Source organism: Microbispora bryophytorum (assembly GCF_006874465.1).
Taxonomy (GTDB): Bacteria; Actinomycetota; Actinomycetes; order Streptosporangiales; family Streptosporangiaceae; genus Microbispora; species Microbispora bryophytorum.
The window spans coordinates 353,659-370,648 of sequence record NZ_VIRL01000003.1; the positions used below are offsets into that span (position 1 = coordinate 353,659).

Genomic DNA, 16,990 nt, shown 5'->3' on the forward strand with positions numbered 1-16,990 from the left:
CTCAGTGGCGGTCGTCGTAGCCGGGGTCGATCGTCTCCGGCGTGAGGCCCAGCAGGCTGGCCACCTGCTCGACGACCACGTCGAGGACCAGCGTGCCGAGCTGGTCGCGGTCGCGGGCCCGGGCCTCCAGGGGACGGCGGTACAGCACGACGGTGGCGAGTTCGTCCCCCGAGGCCGGCTCCGCCCGTCCCAGCGGGATCGGGTCGGAGGACAGCCGGGCGGGACCGTCCACCAGCTCGGCGGCCGGCGGCACCTCCTCGACCGCGAACTCGACCGACGCGAGCTGGGTGCCCCACCGCGGCTTGAGCCGGTCGACCGCGTCGATCACCAGGTCGTCGAACCGCTCGCCGCGGGACTTGGCGATCGGGACGTGCGAGGGCGCGAGGGGGCCGCGCATGCCGCGGCCGTGCCGGTCACGCCGGCGCACCCGCCGCCCTCGATCCGGCCTGTCGCCGTTCCGATCGCTCACGCAGTCAGCTTAGAGCCCGGCCCACCGGTGCGGTGGATCCCGTCGGTTGTGTCCGCTTTGCCCAACAACGTCATGTCGACTTCAGAGATCGCGGAATTGTGGCGACACGTTCAATAAGAGCGGCAGGGTGGTGGCAATGTGAACGCGGACCGGATACGGTCCCTCCGTGAGCCCCGTCCGCAGCTGTTCCCGTACCGCCTGCAGGCAGCCTGCCGTCTTCACACTCACGTATGTCTACGCCGACTCGACCGCTGTACTCGGCCCCCTGGCGACGTACGTCGAGCCACACTGTTACGACCTGTGCGCGGAGCACGCGGAACGGCTCACCGCACCCAGGGGATGGGAGGTCGTGCGCCTTCCGTCCGAGCCCGGCGCCCCGAACGGAGACGACCTGGAGGCCCTGGCGAACGCGGTCCGCGAGGCCGCGCGCCCCGCTCCCGCCGCCGGCGAGCCCGTCGGACAGGCGGTCGAGGTGGGCCGCCGAGGTCACCTGAGGGTGCTCAAGTCCGCTCAGCCGAATAGGGAGCGATGACACCCCGCGAGGAGATCGCGTACGGCGCGTTGAAGCGCTCATTGTGTGGGCAATCAGGCGCTATAGGCTCAGGTGCGAAGACTTAACGACTTTTAGGGGCGTGCAGTGGCCGACCTCAGCAGGATCTTCAAGGCGTACGACGTGCGCGGCGTGGTGCCGGACGAGCTCGACGAGGAGATCGCTCAGGCCGTCGGGGCGGCCTTCGTCGAGTTGACCGGCGCGTCCTCCGTGGTGATGGCGCACGACATGCGCACCTCCTCCGGCCCGCTGGCGGCGGCGTTCGCGCGGGGCGCGGCCTCCCGGGGCGCCGACGTGATCAACGCCGGGCTCGGCTCGACCGACATGCTCTACTACGCCAGCGGCAGTCTCGGCCTGCCGGGCGTCATGTTCACCGCGAGCCACAACCCGGCCAAGTACAACGGCATGAAGATGTGCCGGGCGGGCGCCGTGCCGGTGGGCTCGGAAACCGGCCTGCTGGAGATCCGCGACCGTGCGGCCGAACTGCTCGCCACCGAGCTGGGCGGCACGCCGGGCGCGGGCACGGTGACCGAGCGGAACCTGCTGGAGGGCTACGCCGCCCACTTGAAGACGCTGGTCGACCTGTCGGGCATCCGGCCGCTGAAGGTGGTCGTGGACGCCGGTAACGGCATGGGCGGCTACACGGTTCCGGAGGTCTTCAACGGCCTGCCGATCGAGCTGACCCCGCTCTACTTCGAGCTCGACGGCAGCTTCCCCAACCACGAGGCCAACCCGATCGAGCCGGAGAACCTGCGCGACCTGCAGAAGGCGGTCGTCTCGCAGGGCGCGGACATCGGCATCGCCTTCGACGGCGACGCCGACCGGTGCTGGGTCATCGACGAGCGGGGCGAGTCGGTCCCGCCGTCCACCATCGCGGCACTGGTCGCGGTGCGAGAGCTGGCCAAGAACCCCGGCGCCACGATCATCCACAACCTGATCACTTCCAAGGGCGTGCCGGAGATCGTCGGCGAGCACGGCGGCAAGCCCGTCCGCACCCGTGTCGGCCACTCGTTCATCAAGGCGGAGATGGCCCGCACCGGCGCGGTCTTCGGCGGCGAGCACTCGGCCCACTACTACTTCCGTGATTTCTGGTTCGCCGACTCGGGCATGCTGGCCGCCCTGCACGTGCTCGCCGCGCTGGGCGAGCAGGACCGGCCGCTGTCGGAGGTGCTGTCCCAGTACTCGCGCTACGCCGCGTCCGGGGAGATCAACAGCAGGGTCGAGGACCAGGCCGCCGCCCTGGCCCGGGTGCGCGAGACCTTCGCGGGCCGGGAGGGTGTTACCTTCGACGAGCTGGACGGACTCACCGTCAGCGGTCCGGACTGGTGGTTCAACCTGCGTCCGTCCAACACCGAGCCGCTGCTCCGGCTCAACGCGGAGGCCGCCGACGAGGAGAAGGTCGCCGCAGTTCGAGACGAAGTGCTCGCCGTTGTAAGGAGCTGACGAGTTGAAGATCGACGACTGGCTGCTGGACATCCTCGCCTGCCCGGCGTGCAAGTCCCCGCTCCGCGCGGTGCCGGACGCGGACGAGCTGGCCTGCACGTCGGAGTCGTGCGGGCTGGTCTATCCGGTGCGTGACGACATCCCGGTGCTCCTCGTCGACGAGGCCCGTAAGGCATGAGCAGTGCCGGAGGGGTCCGGTTCGAGGCCGATCGGCTCGACGACCAGGCATACCTGGTGGAGGGCGACCCCTCCGGCATGCTCCGCTCCGTCGCGTCGGCGTCCGCCCAGGTGCGGGCGGCCTACCGATCGGCGGTGGAGAACGGCGTGGGCCGGGCCGGCCGGGAGGGCCGGCCCCGGGCGATCGTCGTGGCGGGCGTGGGCGCCTCCGCCCTCGTGGGCGACGTGATCGAGGCGCTGTGCCGGTATGGCGCCCCGGTCCCGGTGGTGACGGTGCGCGGCCACCGGCTGCCCGGCTGGGTCGGCGCCGCCGATCTCGTCATCGCCGTCTCCCGCTCCGGCAGGACCGAGGAGACCGTCGCCGTGGCCGCCGAGGCCGCACGGCGCGGGTGCGCGCTCGCGGGTGCGGGCACACCCGACACGCCGCTGTCGGCCCTGGTCGAGCGGGCGGGCGGGCCGTACGTGCCGGTGGGCGGGGCGACCGGGGTGGCCGGGCAGCCGATGGCCACGCTGTGGTCGCTCATGGTGCCGCCGATCCTGGTGGCGGCCGCGCTCGGGCTGGTCCCGGCCGGGGAGAGCGAGTTCGAGTCGGTGGCCAAGCGGCTGGAGGACCTGGCCCATCGGTGTCGCCCGTCCAGCGAGTCGTTCATCAACCCCGGCAAGACGCTGGCGATGGAACTGGCCGGGACGCTTCCGGTCATCTGGGGCACCTCACCGCTGGCCGCGGTGGCGGCCCACCGCCTGGCCATTCGGCTGAACGAGGACGCGGGCTACCCGGCGATCTGGGGGGAGTTGCCCGAGGCCGCCCACAACCAGATCGTGACGTTCGACGGCCCTCTCGCCGGGCGGGACGTCTTCGCCGACCCGTTCGCCGACGAGCCGGGGGAGGCCACGCGCCTGCGCCTGTTCCTGCTGCGCGACGTGGAGGAGCACCCGCAGGTGACCAGGTCCCGCATGGCCGCCGTGCGGATGGCCGAGGACCGTGGGGTTCCGGTGTCCGAGATCCTGGCCGAGGGCGTGCACCCGCTGGACCGGCTCGCGGCCCTGATCGGCCTGTGCGACTACGCGAGTGTCTACCTCGCTCTCGGGTACGGGACGGACCCGGCATCGGCCGCGGCGGCGACGGAACTCCAGGCCAGGATTTCCCAATAGGATCGCCTCGGCCGATTGAATTGAGGAGTTCATCGTGAGTGCGGGTGGCGGTACCAAGGCGATCCTTGCGGCGCTCGGCGCCAATCTGGCGATCGCCGTGGCGAAGTTCGTGGCGTTCCTGTTCACCGGGTCGTCCTCGATGCTCGCCGAGTCGGTCCACTCCGTGGCCGACTCCGGCAACCAGGCGCTGCTGATGCTCGGCGGCAAGCGGGCCGCCAAGGGAAGGACCCGCAAGCACCCCTTCGGCTACGGCCGGGAGCGCTACTTCTACGCGTTCGTGGTGGCCGTGGTGCTGTTCACGATCGGTGCCCTGTTCTCCCTTTACGAGGGCTGGCACAAGATCGCCGACCCGGAGCCCGTGGAGTCGCCGATCTGGGCCTTCGCGGTGCTGATCTTCGCGATCGTCGCCGAGGGCTTCTCGTTCCGCACGGCCATCAAGGAGTCGCGCGCGCTCAAGGGCGACCACTCCTGGGTGGCGTTCATCCGGCGGGCGAAGGCCCCCGAACTTCCGGTCGTGCTGCTGGAGGACTTCGGCGCGCTGATCGGCCTGGTCTTCGCGCTGCTCGGGGTGACGATGGCCGTGGTCACCGGCGACGGGGCCTGGGACGGCGTGGGCAGCCTCGCCATCGGCGTGCTGCTCGCGGTGATCGCGATCATCCTGGCCACCGAGACCAAGTCGCTGCTGATCGGCGAGAGTGCGACTCCCGAGGTGGAGGAGAAGATCTGCGCCGCGCTGGAGGCCGCCCCCGAGGTCAGCCGGGTCATCCACCTGCGCACCCTGCACCTGGGCCCGGAGGAGTTGCTGGTCGCCGCCAAGATCGCCGTGGAGCACGATGACACCGCCGGCGAGGTCGCGCGGGGCATCGACGAGGCCGAACGGCGCATCCGCGAGGCGGTCCCGATCGCCAGGGTGATCTACCTGGAGCCGGACCTCTACCGGGCGGACGCGGTCTCGGAGCAGCACGCCGGCGCATAACCCCCGTTACGGGCGGCCACATTTCCTTGCGCGCCGTAATTGAAATGTGATGCACGGTCACTTCAGTGCTGGTGGTACCGGTCGGTAACTTTACCCTTACATTACGGCTGGTTGACCCCGGAGGTGACTCATGATTCAGGGACGCGTGCGGTGGAAACGATTCGCCCTCGTCTTCGTGCCCGCGCTCGCGGTCGCCTCCGTTCTGGTCGGCGCGACCGCCGAGGGGGCGATCGGCGCGTCGTTCGTGGTCTCGGGTGACACGTTCAAGGTCTCCGCGGACACGCTGCAGGGCCAGGGCTTCGTGCAGTACGGCAGCACGGTCGAGAACAAGAAGGGCCAGAAGATCCCGGTCGCCGTCTCCGGCATCCGGAAGGCCACGCTGACCAACATGTGTCAGACGGTGCTGGTGAAGTCGCCCGTCGGCGCCGTGACCATCCGGATCACCGCCGGCACGGGCAAGGACCCGGTGATCGCCGAAAACATGATCGTCGATGCCACCCAGATCGAGGGCAACGCGGTCTTCACGAAGCTGGAGGCGGGCCGCGACGCGAGCTCCCTCGACCAGGTGCCCGGTGCCCAGGGCGCGGCGGGTATGTTCGGCCAGCAGGCCGCCGGGGTCACCATCAAGGACTTCCGGCAGGTCTCCTGGGCGGTCAACGCCGCCACGTTCAAGCTGCCGGGGCTGAAGCTGGCCGTGGAGCCCGGCGAGCACGAGTGCTTCTGATGGAGCGGCCGGTGAAATGGCGGCGGTCACGGCCGTTCTGGGGCGGCCTGCTGGTGCTCGCGGCCGGCCTGGAGTTGCTGAGCATCCCGTTCGCGACCCAGGCCCTGCCGCTCGTCATCCAGTCGGGCACGGTCGGCGCCACCTATCTGATCGCACTGGTGCTGATCATCCTGGGCCTGATGATCTGGCTCCAGCCCGGCCAGCGGGCCTTCCTCGGCGTGGTCGCCGTGCTGGTCTCGATCGCGTCGTTCGTCTACGCCAACCTGGGCGGCTTCCTGATCGGCATGCTGCTCGGCCTGGTCGGTGGCGCGCTCGCGGTGGCCTGGGCGCCCGCCGAGACCACCGAGGCCGGTGCGGCGCCGATCGAGCCCGCGGCGCCGCCCGTGCCGGGGGAAGGGGGAATCACCTTCACGGAGCGGCGGGTGGTCAGCGGTGACGAGCGCCTGGAGGCCACCCGGCCGCAGCGGCCCGCCGAACCCGCCGACGATGGCCCGCGCATCCTGGTCGCCCGGGTCCGCCGCCAAGCCGAGCCCCCGTCCAAGCCCGCTTCCGGCGATCTCGACGACCCTGGTGAGGATCCTGACGACGGGGGCGCACGGCCGGGCGGTGGCGGGCGGGGAGACCAGGGTCCGGGTCCCGCCGCCAAGGCGCTGGCCATCGCCGTGCTGCCGGTCATCCTGGCCGCCGGGACGGGCATGGCACGTGAGGACCCGGGAACGGGCGGGCAGGGCGGCTCGCTCCTGCCCGGCGTCGTCCCGAGCGCCGTTCCCGGCGGCCTGTCCGACGCTCTCCATGGCGTCCTGCCCAGCGAGGTCCCCACGGCCCTGCCCACCGGCTTGCCCACTGACCTCAAGGACGCCGTGGGGTCGCTCACCGGCAGGAAGAGCCCCTCGCCGCCGCCCGGGAAGGACGGCGAGGACGGTGAAGACGGTCAGGACACACCGGGGGCCTCGTCCCCGCCCGGGGCGGTGACGGTCGCGACCGAGACGGCAGCCGTCCGTGCGCCCTCGCTGACCATGACCGGGATGAAGTTCACCGGTGTGGTCGAGATGCCCACCGCGACCGGCGCCGTCAAGATGCTCCGCTTCACCATGGACAAGGCGGTGCTGGAGCAGCCCCGGCAGACCATGGGCCCGACGACGCTTACCGGCAGCACGTTCACCTTCGAGGGCAACGTGGTGATCTGCACGACGAAGATGACCGCCAAGCTCCTCGGCGTGCCTCAGGAATTCACGGCGGATCACCCGAACCTGCTGGTCAGGGCGCTCAAACTGGTGCCGTCCCTGAACGTCCCGCTGACGATGACCGACGTCGTCAGCGAGCAGCCGTACGTCACGGCCGACTCCCTGCGGGCGGACGACCTGCACCTCGTGGTCGGCGCCTGATCCCTGAGTGCCTGGCTCACCGGTGCCGCAGCAGCCGCAGGGCCTTCTCCTTCTCGAAGTCCAGCGCCCGGCGCGGCGCCTGGATGCGCCCGATCCGCACGCCGAGATCGCGTACGGCCTGGGCCACCGCGGGCTCGGACAGCGCCCGGAGCGCGAAGGCCAGTTCGGCCGGCGAGACGTCGAACCGCCGCTCCAGCTCCGTCGCCTGGCGCACCGCCTCCAGCTCGTCGGGCCCGAAGCGCCGGTGGGCGCCCTTGTCCCGTACGGGAGGCAGCAGGCCGAGAGCCTCCCGGTAGCGCAACATCCGGGGGGACATGCCGAGCCGCCTGGCCGCCTCGGTGATGCGCATCGTGCCTCCGGTCCCCGTTCCTGGGGTCCACGCTAGACACTCCAGCGGCCCTCCTGCACCCGTCAGCGAGGGAATCTCACAATCTTGTGTCAGGTTTGCGGGCCTGCGCATGCGTTCCTGCGTCCGCGCCGCCTAAACTCGCACCGACGGACAACGGAGGAGACACTCATGGACTTCAAGGTCGCCGACCTTACGCTTGCGGAATTCGGCCGCAAAGAGATCCGCCTCGCGGAGCACGAGATGCCGGGCCTCATGGCGACCCGCAAGGAGTACGCCGCGGCCCAGCCGCTGCGCGGCGCGAAGATCATGGGCTCGCTGCACATGACGATCCAGACCGCCGTGCTGATCGAGACGCTGGTCGCGCTCGGCGCCGACGTCCGCTGGGTGAGCTGCAACATCTTCTCCACCCAGGACCACGCCGCCGCCGCGGTCGTCGTCGGCCCGGACGGCACGGTCGACAACCCCTCCGGTGTCCCGGTCTTCGCCTGGAAGGGCGAGACGCTGGAGGAGTACTGGTGGTGCACCGAGCAGGCCCTCCGCTGGCCCGACGGCTCCGGCCCCAACATGATCCTGGACGACGGCGGCGACGCCACGCTGCTCGTGCACAAGGGTGTGGAGTTCGAGAAGGCCGGCGCCGTGCCGGTGGCCGGTGAGGACGACCCCGAGGAGTGGGCGGTCATCCTCGACACGCTCCGCCGTACGGTCTCCGAGGACAACTGGTGGACCAGCGTGGCCGAGAGCATCAAGGGCGTCACCGAGGAGACCACGACCGGCGTGCACCGTCTCTACGAGATGCACAAGTCCGGCACGCTCCTCTTCCCGGCCATCAACGTCAACGACTCGGTGACCAAGTCGAAGTTCGACAACAAGTACGGCTGCCGCCACTCGGTCATCGACGGTCTCAACCGCGCCACCGACGTGCTGATCGGCGGCAAGGTCGCCGTGGTCTGCGGCTACGGCGACGTGGGCAAGGGCTGCGCCGACGCGCTGCGCGGTCAGGGCGCCCGGGTCATCGTCACCGAGATCGACCCGATCTGCGCGCTCCAGGCCGCCATGGACGGCTTCCAGGTCACCACCCTGGAGGACGTCGTCGGCATCGCCGACATCTTCGTCACCACGACCGGCAACTTCGGCATCATCACCGCCGAGCACATGGCGCAGATGAAGCACCAGGCGATCGTCTCCAACATCGGCCACTTCGACAACGAGATCGACATGGCCGGTCTGGGCCGCATCCCGGGGATCGTGAAGAACAACATCAAGCCGCAGGTCGACGAGTGGGTCTTCCCCGACGGGCACTCGATCCTCGTGCTCGCCGAAGGCCGCCTGATGAACCTGGGCTGCGCGACCGGCCACCCGTCGTTCGTGATGTCCAACTCGTTCACCAACCAGGTGATCGCCCAGCTCGAGCTGTTCACCAAGACCGACGAGTATCCGATCGGCGTGTACGTGCTGCCCAAGCACCTCGACGAGAAGGTCGCCCGCCTCCACCTCGACGCGCTCGGTGTGAAGCTGACCACGCTGAGCAAGAAGCAGGCGGAGTACATCGGCGTCGACGTCGAGGGCCCGTACAAGCCGGACCACTACCGCTACTGACGGTCACTCGCACGACGACGGGGGCGTGGGCCCGGCCCGCGCCCCCCGTCAGGAGGCAGACGGCGTGATTCAGCCGGACAACGCGGCGGACGTCGCGGCGGGCTTCGCGGAGGCCGGAGAGCGGCGCATCGAGTGGGCGGCCCGGTCGATGCCGGTCCTCCAGGCGATCGGCGCCGGTTTCGGTGCCGACCGGCCGTTCGACGGCCTGCGCATCGCCGCCTGCTTGCACGTGACCGCCGAGACGGCGGTGCTCCTCGGGGCGCTCCGGGAGGGCGGCGCCCAGATCGCCCTGGCCGCGTCCAACCCCCTGTCCACCCAGGACGACGTCGCCGCGGCGCTGAGAACGTACGGCATCGTCGTGCACGCCCGCGCCGGGGTGGACAAGGCGACCTACTACCGGCATATCCACCAGGCGCTCGACATCGCGCCGAACGTCGTGCTCGACGACGGATGCGACCTCGTCAACACCCTGCACACCGAGCGGGTCGAGCTCCTCGACGGCGTCATCGGTGGCTGCGAGGAGACCACGACCGGGATCATCCGGCTGCGCCAGATGGCATCGGAGAGCGCGCTTCGCTTCCCGATGGTCGCGGTGAACGACACCCGGACCAAGCGGATGTTCGACAACCGTTACGGCACCGGCCAGTCGACCCTCGACGGCATCATGCGGGCCACCAACGTCCTGCTGGCGGGCCGCACCGTGGTCGTCGCGGGCTTCGGCTTCTGCGGCCGGGGCGTCGCTGAACGGGCCAAGGGTCTCGGCGCGCGGGTCATCGTCACCGAGATCGACCCGGTCAAGGCCCTGGACGCCGCCCTGCAGGGCTACGACGTACGGCCGATGAGCCTGGCCGCCGAGACCGGCGACGTGTTCGTGACCGTCACCGGCAACCGAGACGTCATCCGCGCCGAGCATCTGGCCCTGATGAAGGACGGCGCGATCCTCGCGAACGCGGGCCACTTCGACGTCGAGATCGACGTACGGGCGCTGGAGGAGATGGCGCGCGAGGTGCGCTTCGGGATCCGGCCCAGCACCGACGAGTACGTCCTGGAGGACGGCCGCAGGCTGCTGCTGCTCGCCGAGGGGCGCCTGGTCAACCTGACCGCCGCCGAGGGCCATCCGGCCGCGGTGATGGACATGTCGTTCTCCGCCCAGGCCCTCGCCGTCGCATGGCTGGTCCGGGAGTCGGTCCGGATGGATCCCGGCGTGTACGACGTCCCGGCCGACATCGACGCCGAGGTGGCCCGCCTGAAGCTCGCCGCCGCCGGGATCTCGATCGACGCGCTCACCGGCGAGCAGGAGGAGTATCTCCACTCCTGGCGCCTCGGGTCCTGACCTCCCCGGCTCGACCGTTCCCTCACACCCGCAGTCGCCGGGCTCCCATCTGGCGGTGGTAGGTGAAGGCCCAGCGGTCGGTGCCGGTTTGGTGGCGGGTGTAGCGGTCGGGGTGCTGGTAGCGGTCGCGGTTGTGGAACTGGCAGGCGGGGCCGAGGAGTTTCAGGTCGGTGAGGCCGCCGGTGCTCCAGTTGTCGGCGTGGTCGATCTGGCACATGGTGGCGGGCAGGGGGCAGCCGTCGATCCAGCAGGTGGCGTAGCGGGCGTAGACGGCTCGTCGTTGGGCGGGGGTGGCCAGGCGGACCTTGCGGCCCATGTCCAGCACCTGCCCCTCGGCGTCCATCACCAGCCGCACCAGCGCGGAGGTGCGGGCCAGGCGATGCACACTGGCGAGGGGCAGCATCTGCCCGGTCGCCAGCAACAACCCCGGCGCCGCTCCCAGCAGAGCCCCCGGCACCGCCCCCAGCGCTGCCCCCAGTGGCTTGCCCGGCGGCGTCCTCGGCCCCGGCTCGCCCGGCGGTGTCTCCGGCTCCGGTCTGGGCGCTCTCGGTGCCGCGCCTCGCGCCGTCCCTGCTGACGGCTGCTCATGGTGTACGTCGCCGTGGCCTTCGGGCGTGCCCTGCGCATGCCGGCAGTCCCCCGCAGGCTGGTGCCCAGCGTGGGTGTGATGCGCGGCGGCGTCCTCGGGAGGAGGGTCCGGCCATTCCGCCGCGCGAGAATGCGCCGCGCGGGGACGCACCGCATGTGGTGGCGCTGAGTTTGGAGGCGTGCCACCGCCGTAGGCAGGCCGTGCTGCTGCGCGCTCGGGGTCTGTTTCAGCTTGGGCCGCCGCATGGTCGCGGTCTGCGCCCCTACGTGGTGCGGTGACGTCGCCTGCGGCAGAGGCCATGCTCACGTCACCATCACCAGCACCACTGCCCTCGGCCGGGGCGGCGTTCGCGGTGTCGTGATCGCTGGCCCGCTGCTCACAACCCCCGCAACCACCGGCAGCGCGCTCACAAGTCCCGCGCTCACCGGTCCCGCCTTTGCAGGGTCGGTGCTCGTTGGCTTCGGGGTCGCGAGACTCCTCATCGCGGGGGCCGGTTCCGGCAAGATCAAGGTCGGCGCTCCCGGTGGCGGCGTCCGCGGCTGCGTCGGTTATGCCCGCGTCGCTCACGTCGCCGGGGTCGGCGTCGCTGAAGTTGCCGAGGTCGGCGTCGGTGGGGATGGCGTCTTCGACGTCGCCCTTCTCCACAGGGCAGGGCCCGTCAACGCTTCCGGTGCCGCCGAAGGCGCCGGTGTCCTCACTGTCGCAGCCATCCCCGGCACTGGCCGCGCCCTCCGCATCCTGAGCGTCCTGGCCGTCCCGGGCACCCTCGCCGCCCTGCGCGTCCTCGGTGCCCTCGCCGTCCTCGTTGTCCGTACCCTGGGCGTCCTGGGCGTTCTCGGTGTCCTCGGCACCCTGCGGGTCCTCAGAGTTCTCGCCGTTCTCGCCGTCCTCGGCACTCTGGGCATCCCCAGTGTCCTGGGCGTCTTCGGCGGCCTCGGGGGCCTCGGCGTCTTCGGGGTGGTCGGGGCCGGGGGCGGGGTGGTCGGGTTGGGGGTCGGCGGGCAGGGATTCGGCGTTGACCAGGACCAGGAGCTCAGCGACGATCTTCTGCTCCATCAACGCGATGAACGCATCCGCCTGGCGGACCCGCAGCGGCCGATCATCGCCCTCCGCGCGTGGCTTGGCATAAGCATCCAACAGCGCCCGCAACCGCGCCGCCGCCTCACGCGGCAGATAAAACTCCCCCTCCAAGCCCCCACCCGCAGTGGGGCGGACCCGCAAAAACCGCCGCCCGTAATCGGCCCGCTCGTCCCGCTCCTCACCATCAGGGTCCAACACCGCCCGCAGATACCGCCCGGCCTTGGCCACCTCCGCCGGCCCCGCCTTGCCCGCCAACTCCAGCAAAATCGGCTCGGCCAGCCCCGCATGCTCATCACTCAACCGCGCGGTGGCGGTGCAGATCGCCTCCACCACCCCCGCCGACAACACCCCGGCGGCGAACTTCTCCCGCACCTTCGGCAGGCGGGCCAACTCCACCGCCAGGGTCAGCAGACGGCCCGCTCCGGCCACGCTCATCCCGGCGGCGGTGCGTAGCCAGCTGCGGGTGGAGGCATGCCCATGCTGTTTGGCCTGCCCCGCCCGATGCACCTGCCCCACCCGATCCGCCAACGCGCACGTGATCCGATCCCGCGCGAACAGCAAATCCTCAGCCTCAGCCACACAGATGCCCGCATCGCCCGGCGACGCCGCCAGCGCCAACGCCTGCGCCGACTCACGCAACGAAGCAACGAGCACCCACGACGACCGGCCCCGAGCAGCACCAGTAGCAGCATCCGGGGCTCCGGAACCATCGGCTCCCGTCTCGGCGCCGGCGCCCGTCGCCCCACAATCGCTGTGCGCACTTTCGGTGCACTCGGCTTGATCGTTCGCGATCGGAAAATATTCAGGGCGGCAGTCGTCGCGGGCGAGAGAACCGTCGGATGTCCACAATGGCGAACGGGCTGTCAGCTGATCCCACCAGCCGTCATCAGTGCTGTTCGAACGTCGATGGTGATCAGGATCGAACATGGACTTATCCATCACACCCCCAGCTAAGAGTCAGCCACGAATTCGAAAACTTGTATCAATCGTGTCATGCTCTGGGAATGAGAGGCAAGCTCGGTAGACGATTTCCTGGAGCCACAGGAAAGGCGGGACTTTTCGCCAACTATGCGTTGTAAGTCCCGGCCTAAGTGCTGAGGGCTCGCGTGACAGTAAGGCTGTCCTCATAGATGTGATAACGGGTGATGAGTCCGTCTTCGAAGCTGAGGTGCAGCGCGAAAGGTGAGGTGTAGGCGGTGCCTCCGGCCCGGACCGTCTGTGCGATCTCTCCGAGCACGACGGCGTGCGTCCCGTCGACCAGGATCCGCGTCACCGATGTGCCGTTGAGTTCGGGCACATGGTGGGCCTCCAGCGACCGGAAGTGGTCCGCCACCTCGGCCCGGCTGGACCGTGGCCGAATCCACGGAACCGCCGAGTGCCCCTCGGCAGGCCAGGAGAGCCGCCAGTCGACGGGCTCGGCGAAAAGCTCCGCCGTACGGTCGTGATCGCCTTCCGTCATCCGGCGCAGCAACTCCTGCACGACGTCATAAGTGTCATTACTCATGCCGCAACTCTTGTCGGCTCGGGCGCGATGCGTCGATTACCGGTGAAGTAACGCGACCGGCGAGGTGAAGGGCAGGGAGGTGAAGGGCGGGGAGACCCAGTCCCGTGCGTCTCGCGCACCCGCCGAATCCCGGCGGTCTGTTCGGCGATCACACCCGTGTCGCATCCGTCTCACATCCGTGGCCCATGCAGGCGGAGTCAGGGCTCGTACCGTGAGTACGGCAGGCATCGGCCACACAACACGGAGGCGGGCACCTCCGGTGCGACCTCTCCCTCAACGCACCGGCGATGCCCGCCTCAACCCCACTGCAGGTATGCCCCATGACCTGCAAGGACCACAGGTGCCCTGCAAATCGGGGTCTACACCTAAATGGGTGGAACAAATCCTCCCGATGTCGTCGGGCCGTCTCCACGCGGAGGACCCGCCTCCCGCGGCGGCGCCGCCGGCACGCCTTGTCCCTGCACGCTTTGCCCCTGCATGCCGTACCCCTGCGGGCTGTACCCCTGCACGCCGTACCCTTGCGGACCGTACGGCGGGGGCGTGGAACGAGCCCGGGCGAGCCGCATCTCCTCACGGCGCCTGCGTTCGGCCAGCACGGCGGCCAGATAAGCGTGCGGCGGAACACCGGGCGGGGGCGGCGGCGCCACCCGCGCGCTGATCTGGCCGGCCACGCGCAGCCCCATCTCGTCGCGCGTCTGCGGGCTGAGCTCGTGCCACCGGGACAGATACTGCCGGGCGGTGTTGGCCAGGTCGTCGGACAGCCCGGACAGCTCCAGCGTCGCGGCCCACGACGCGAGCGCCGGAGGCATCTCCGGCGGCGGGGCCTGGCGCGGCGAACGCTCCCCGATGACGGTCGTCCCGGCGAACACGTCCCCCAGGCGCTTGCCGCGCTGGTTGAGGAGCGACGTGATGAGCGCGGGAGCGCCGAGGAACGTCCAGAACTCCAGGAACCCGGCGAGCCCGCGGAACAGCGCCTGCCGGAAGCGCACCGGCCCGCCGTCGTCGCTCACCACGCGCAGGCCGAGGGCGAGCTTGCCCAGTGAGCGGCCCCTGCTGATCGTCTCGAACGCGACCGGATAACCCACCGTGACCAGCACGACGAACAGGATGAGCAGGCCGGTGGCCAGCGACTCGTCGGTCACCAGGGATGCCTGCGAGACCAGCACGACGGCCAGGATGATCACGGCCCACTGCACGGCCCAGTCGATGAGGAAGGCCAGGGCGCGGCTGGGAAGCTGGGCGACGCGAACCTCTACGACGACCGCTTCGCCGGTCACGACTTCGGACACACTGCGCACCCTACTGCCCCCCGCCGATAAGGTCCGATCCGTGGACATCGATGCGTTCGTCGCCGCGAGCAAGCCGTCCTGGGACCGGCTGGACGACCTCGTACGGCGGCAGCGCAGGCTGCGCGGCGCGGAGGTCGACGAGCTGGTCGAGCTCTACCAGCGGGCGGCGACCCACCTGTCCATCGTGCGGTCGGCGTCGTCCGACGCCCTTCTCGTCGGACGCCTATCGTCGCTGGTGGCGAGAGCGCGCTCGGCCGTCACGGGCGCCCACAGCCCCGCTTGGAGAGAGGTCGCCCGGTTCTTCACGGTGTCGTTCCCCGTGGTGGCCTACCGGGCGCGCCGGTGGTGGATCGGTGTCACAGTGGCCTCGCTCGCAGTCGCGTACGTCGTGGGCGCGTGGGTGGCGCGCGATCCCGCCGTGCAGAACCTCGTCGGCACACCGGAGGAGATCCGGCAGATCGTCGAGCACGATTTCGCCGACTACTACTCGGAGAACCCGGCGGCGTCGTTCGCCGGCCACGTGTGGCTGAACAACGCCTGGCTGTCCATGCAGGTCGTGATCTCGGCGATCCTGCTCGGCCTGCCCATCCCCTGGATCCTGTTCCAGAACGCGGCCAACGTGGGGCTCATGGGCGGCCTGATGCACGCGCACGGCAAGGCGGACGTGTTCTGGGGCCTGATCCTGCCGCACGGCATGCTGGAGCTGACCGCGGTCTTCCTGGCGGCGTCCGTGGGCTTGCGGCTGGGCTGGACCGCGATCGACCCCGGCCCGAGGCGGCGCGCGGAGGCGCTGGCCGAGCAGGGCAGGGCCGTGATGAGCGTCGCGCTCGGCCTGGTCGTGGTGCTGCTCGTCTCCGGGCTCATCGAGGCGGGGGTCACCCCGTCGGGCCTGCCGACCTGGGCGCGCATCTCGATCGGCGCGCTCGCGGAGGCGCTCTTCCTCGCGTACGTGATCTTCTTCGGCCGCCGGGCGGAACGCGCGAACGAGACAGGAGACATCGAGCACGCTCCCGACCTCGCCCCCACAACCTGAACCCGCACAGCCTGATCAGAGCCGGCCGGTGGCCTTCAAAGCGAGGTACGCGTCCGCGAGCGCCGGGGCGACGTCCTCGGGCAGGGCGTCCACGACCTCCACGCCGTGGCGGCGCAGCACCGCGGTGATCTCACGTCGCTCGCCGCGCAGCCGTTCGGCCGCCGCGGCGTCGTAGACGGATTCGGCGGTGCCGCGCCCGGCCGCCATGCCGGCCACCCGTGGATCGGCGACCGAGGCCACCACAACCATGTGCCGGGACGACAGGCTGGGCAGCACGGGCAGCAGCCCCTCCTCCATCGCCGTGGCGTTCAGGTCGGTCAGCAGCACCACCAGGCAGCGCCGCCTGGCCCGGGACAGCACGGCCGCCACCATCCCGCCGGCGTCGGCCTCGACCAGCTCCGCCTCGATCGGCGCCATCGCGTCCACCAGCGACGACAGCAGCTCCGTGCGCGACGCGCCGGACACCTGGGCCCGTACGGCCCGGTCGTAGGCGAGGAAGTCGACGCGGTCGCCGGCCCGCGCGGCGAGCGCGGCCAGCAGCAGCGCGGCGTCCATCGACCAGTCCAGCCGTGGCCAGCCGGAAGGGCCGGAGCCGGGCACGGGCGCCTCCCCGACCCGGCCCGCCGAGGTGCGGCCCGTGTCGAGCACGATGAGCACACGGCGGTCGCGCTCGGGTCGCCAGGTGCGCACGACGACGTCGCTGCGCCGGGCGCTCGCCCGCCAGTCGATCGAGCGGACGTCGTCGCCCACGACGTACTCACGCAGCGAGTCGAACTCGGTGCCCTGGCCGCGCACCAGCGCCGGATGCCGTCCGTCGAGCTCGCGCAGCCGGGCCAGCCGCGCCGGCAGATGCCGCCGGCTGAGGAACGGCGGCAGCACCCTGACGGTCCACGGCACGTGGAAGGTCCGCTGCCGCGCCGCCAGGCCCAACGGCCCGACCGAACGGACCGTCACGGCGACGGCCTCCCGGTCGCCCCTGCGGGTGGGCGTCAGCGTCGTGACCAGGCGCCGCCGCTCGCGGGCCGGCACGTCGAGCGTCATCCGGCGCGCAGCGGCCCCGGCCGAGGGTTGCCAGGCGTCGCGCAGCACGCCCCGGATCCGCCGCGGGCCCGGGTTGTCCACGACGAGGCCGATCGCCGCCGACTGCCCGAGCCGCACCCGCCGTTCGCCGTCGCGCTGGAAGCGCAGCCCGCGCACGGCGCCCGCGAGCAGCAGGTCGGCCGCCACGAGCACGACGAGCACGAGCGCCGCGGCCAGCACGACCAGGCCGGGCTCGGGGGCGAGGAGCACGACGATCGCGGCGAGGGCGGCGAGCAGTCCCGCGCGTCCGGTCAGCGCCAC

At 70.8% G+C, this 16,990-nt stretch carries 16 protein-coding genes; 10 read left to right on the forward strand and 6 right to left on the reverse strand.

The annotated features are described in order from the left end of the window. Position 1 precedes the first annotated feature (1 nt). Positions 2-469: a metallopeptidase family protein gene (locus FLX07_RS09070; protein ID WP_229689544.1), complete on the reverse strand. Its 468-nt coding sequence runs from the start codon at positions 467-469 to the stop codon at positions 2-4. Between the two features lie 166 nt (positions 470-635). Between FLX07_RS09070 and FLX07_RS09075 the strand changes: the two genes are divergently transcribed. From FLX07_RS09075 to FLX07_RS09105, 7 genes are all read left to right on the forward strand, one after another. Next, on the forward strand, positions 636-1,001 hold the full coding sequence (locus tag FLX07_RS09075) for a DUF3499 domain-containing protein (protein ID WP_142569491.1): 366 nt from the start codon (positions 636-638) through the stop codon (positions 999-1,001). A gap of 105 nt (positions 1,002-1,106) precedes the next feature. Next, positions 1,107-2,462 carry a phosphomannomutase/phosphoglucomutase gene (locus FLX07_RS09080; protein ID WP_142569493.1) on the forward strand — a complete coding sequence of 452 codons (1,356 nt, stop codon included), beginning with the start codon at positions 1,107-1,109 and terminating at the stop codon, positions 2,460-2,462. Between the two features lie 4 nt (positions 2,463-2,466). Then, positions 2,467-2,640: a Trm112 family protein gene (locus tag FLX07_RS09085; protein WP_076432865.1), complete on the forward strand. Its 174-nt coding sequence runs from the start codon at positions 2,467-2,469 to the stop codon at positions 2,638-2,640. Further along, entirely contained in the window at positions 2,637-3,791 is a 1,155-nt protein-coding gene (locus tag FLX07_RS09090; protein WP_142569495.1) for an SIS domain-containing protein, read from the forward strand. The genes FLX07_RS09085 and FLX07_RS09090 overlap by 4 nt, the downstream gene beginning before the upstream one ends. A 34-nt stretch (positions 3,792-3,825) precedes the next feature. Continuing rightward, positions 3,826-4,767 (forward strand): cation diffusion facilitator family transporter, encoded by a 942-nt coding sequence (locus tag FLX07_RS09095; protein WP_142569497.1) that lies wholly within the window; start codon positions 3,826-3,828, stop codon positions 4,765-4,767. 130 nt (positions 4,768-4,897) lie between these two features. Beyond that, the gene (locus tag FLX07_RS09100; protein WP_142569499.1) at positions 4,898-5,491 is read left to right on the forward strand and encodes a DUF6230 family protein; all 594 of its coding nucleotides are present in this window, start codon (positions 4,898-4,900) and stop codon (positions 5,489-5,491) included. 11 nt (positions 5,492-5,502) lie between these two features. Beyond that, positions 5,503-6,876 carry a DUF6114 domain-containing protein gene (locus tag FLX07_RS09105; protein ID WP_142569501.1) on the forward strand — a complete coding sequence of 458 codons (1,374 nt, stop codon included), beginning with the start codon at positions 5,503-5,505 and terminating at the stop codon, positions 6,874-6,876. Positions 6,877-6,892: 16 nt separating this feature from the next. On the opposite strand, the gene FLX07_RS09110 is transcribed toward FLX07_RS09105, so the two are convergent. Further along, positions 6,893-7,225 carry a MerR family transcriptional regulator gene (locus FLX07_RS09110; RefSeq protein ID WP_142569503.1) on the reverse strand — a complete coding sequence of 111 codons (333 nt, stop codon included), beginning with the start codon at positions 7,223-7,225 and terminating at the stop codon, positions 6,893-6,895. Between the two features lie 168 nt (positions 7,226-7,393). Here FLX07_RS09110 and ahcY point away from each other — a divergent pair, with 168 nt between their 5' ends. Further along, entirely contained in the window at positions 7,394-8,821 is a 1,428-nt protein-coding gene (gene ahcY / locus FLX07_RS09115; protein WP_142569505.1) for an adenosylhomocysteinase, read from the forward strand. 67 nt (positions 8,822-8,888) lie between these two features. Beyond that, positions 8,889-10,154 (forward strand): adenosylhomocysteinase, encoded by a 1,266-nt coding sequence (locus FLX07_RS09120; RefSeq protein ID WP_373292476.1) that lies wholly within the window; start codon positions 8,889-8,891, stop codon positions 10,152-10,154. A 22-nt stretch (positions 10,155-10,176) separates the two neighbouring features. Here FLX07_RS09120 and FLX07_RS38330 read toward each other — a convergent pair whose 3' ends face one another. From FLX07_RS38330 to FLX07_RS09135, 3 genes are all read right to left on the reverse strand, one after another. Next, entirely contained in the window at positions 10,177-12,750 is a 2,574-nt protein-coding gene (locus tag FLX07_RS38330; protein WP_167748175.1) for an HNH endonuclease signature motif containing protein, read from the reverse strand. A 160-nt stretch (positions 12,751-12,910) separates the two neighbouring features. Continuing rightward, a complete protein-coding gene (locus FLX07_RS09130; RefSeq protein ID WP_142569511.1) occupies positions 12,911-13,327 on the reverse strand; it encodes a nuclear transport factor 2 family protein in 417 nt (138 codons plus the stop codon). 365 nt (positions 13,328-13,692) lie between these two features. Further along, complete coding sequence (locus FLX07_RS09135) at positions 13,693-14,616, reverse strand: RDD family protein (protein ID WP_142569513.1); 924 nt, start codon at positions 14,614-14,616, stop codon at positions 13,693-13,695. A 40-nt stretch (positions 14,617-14,656) separates the two neighbouring features. Between FLX07_RS09135 and FLX07_RS09140 the strand changes: the two genes are divergently transcribed. Then, a complete protein-coding gene (locus tag FLX07_RS09140; RefSeq protein WP_142569515.1) occupies positions 14,657-15,649 on the forward strand; it encodes a stage II sporulation protein M in 993 nt (330 codons plus the stop codon). A gap of 15 nt (positions 15,650-15,664) precedes the next feature. Here FLX07_RS09140 and FLX07_RS09145 read toward each other — a convergent pair whose 3' ends face one another. Then, entirely contained in the window at positions 15,665-16,990 is a 1,326-nt protein-coding gene (locus FLX07_RS09145) for a DUF58 domain-containing protein (RefSeq protein WP_142569517.1), read from the reverse strand.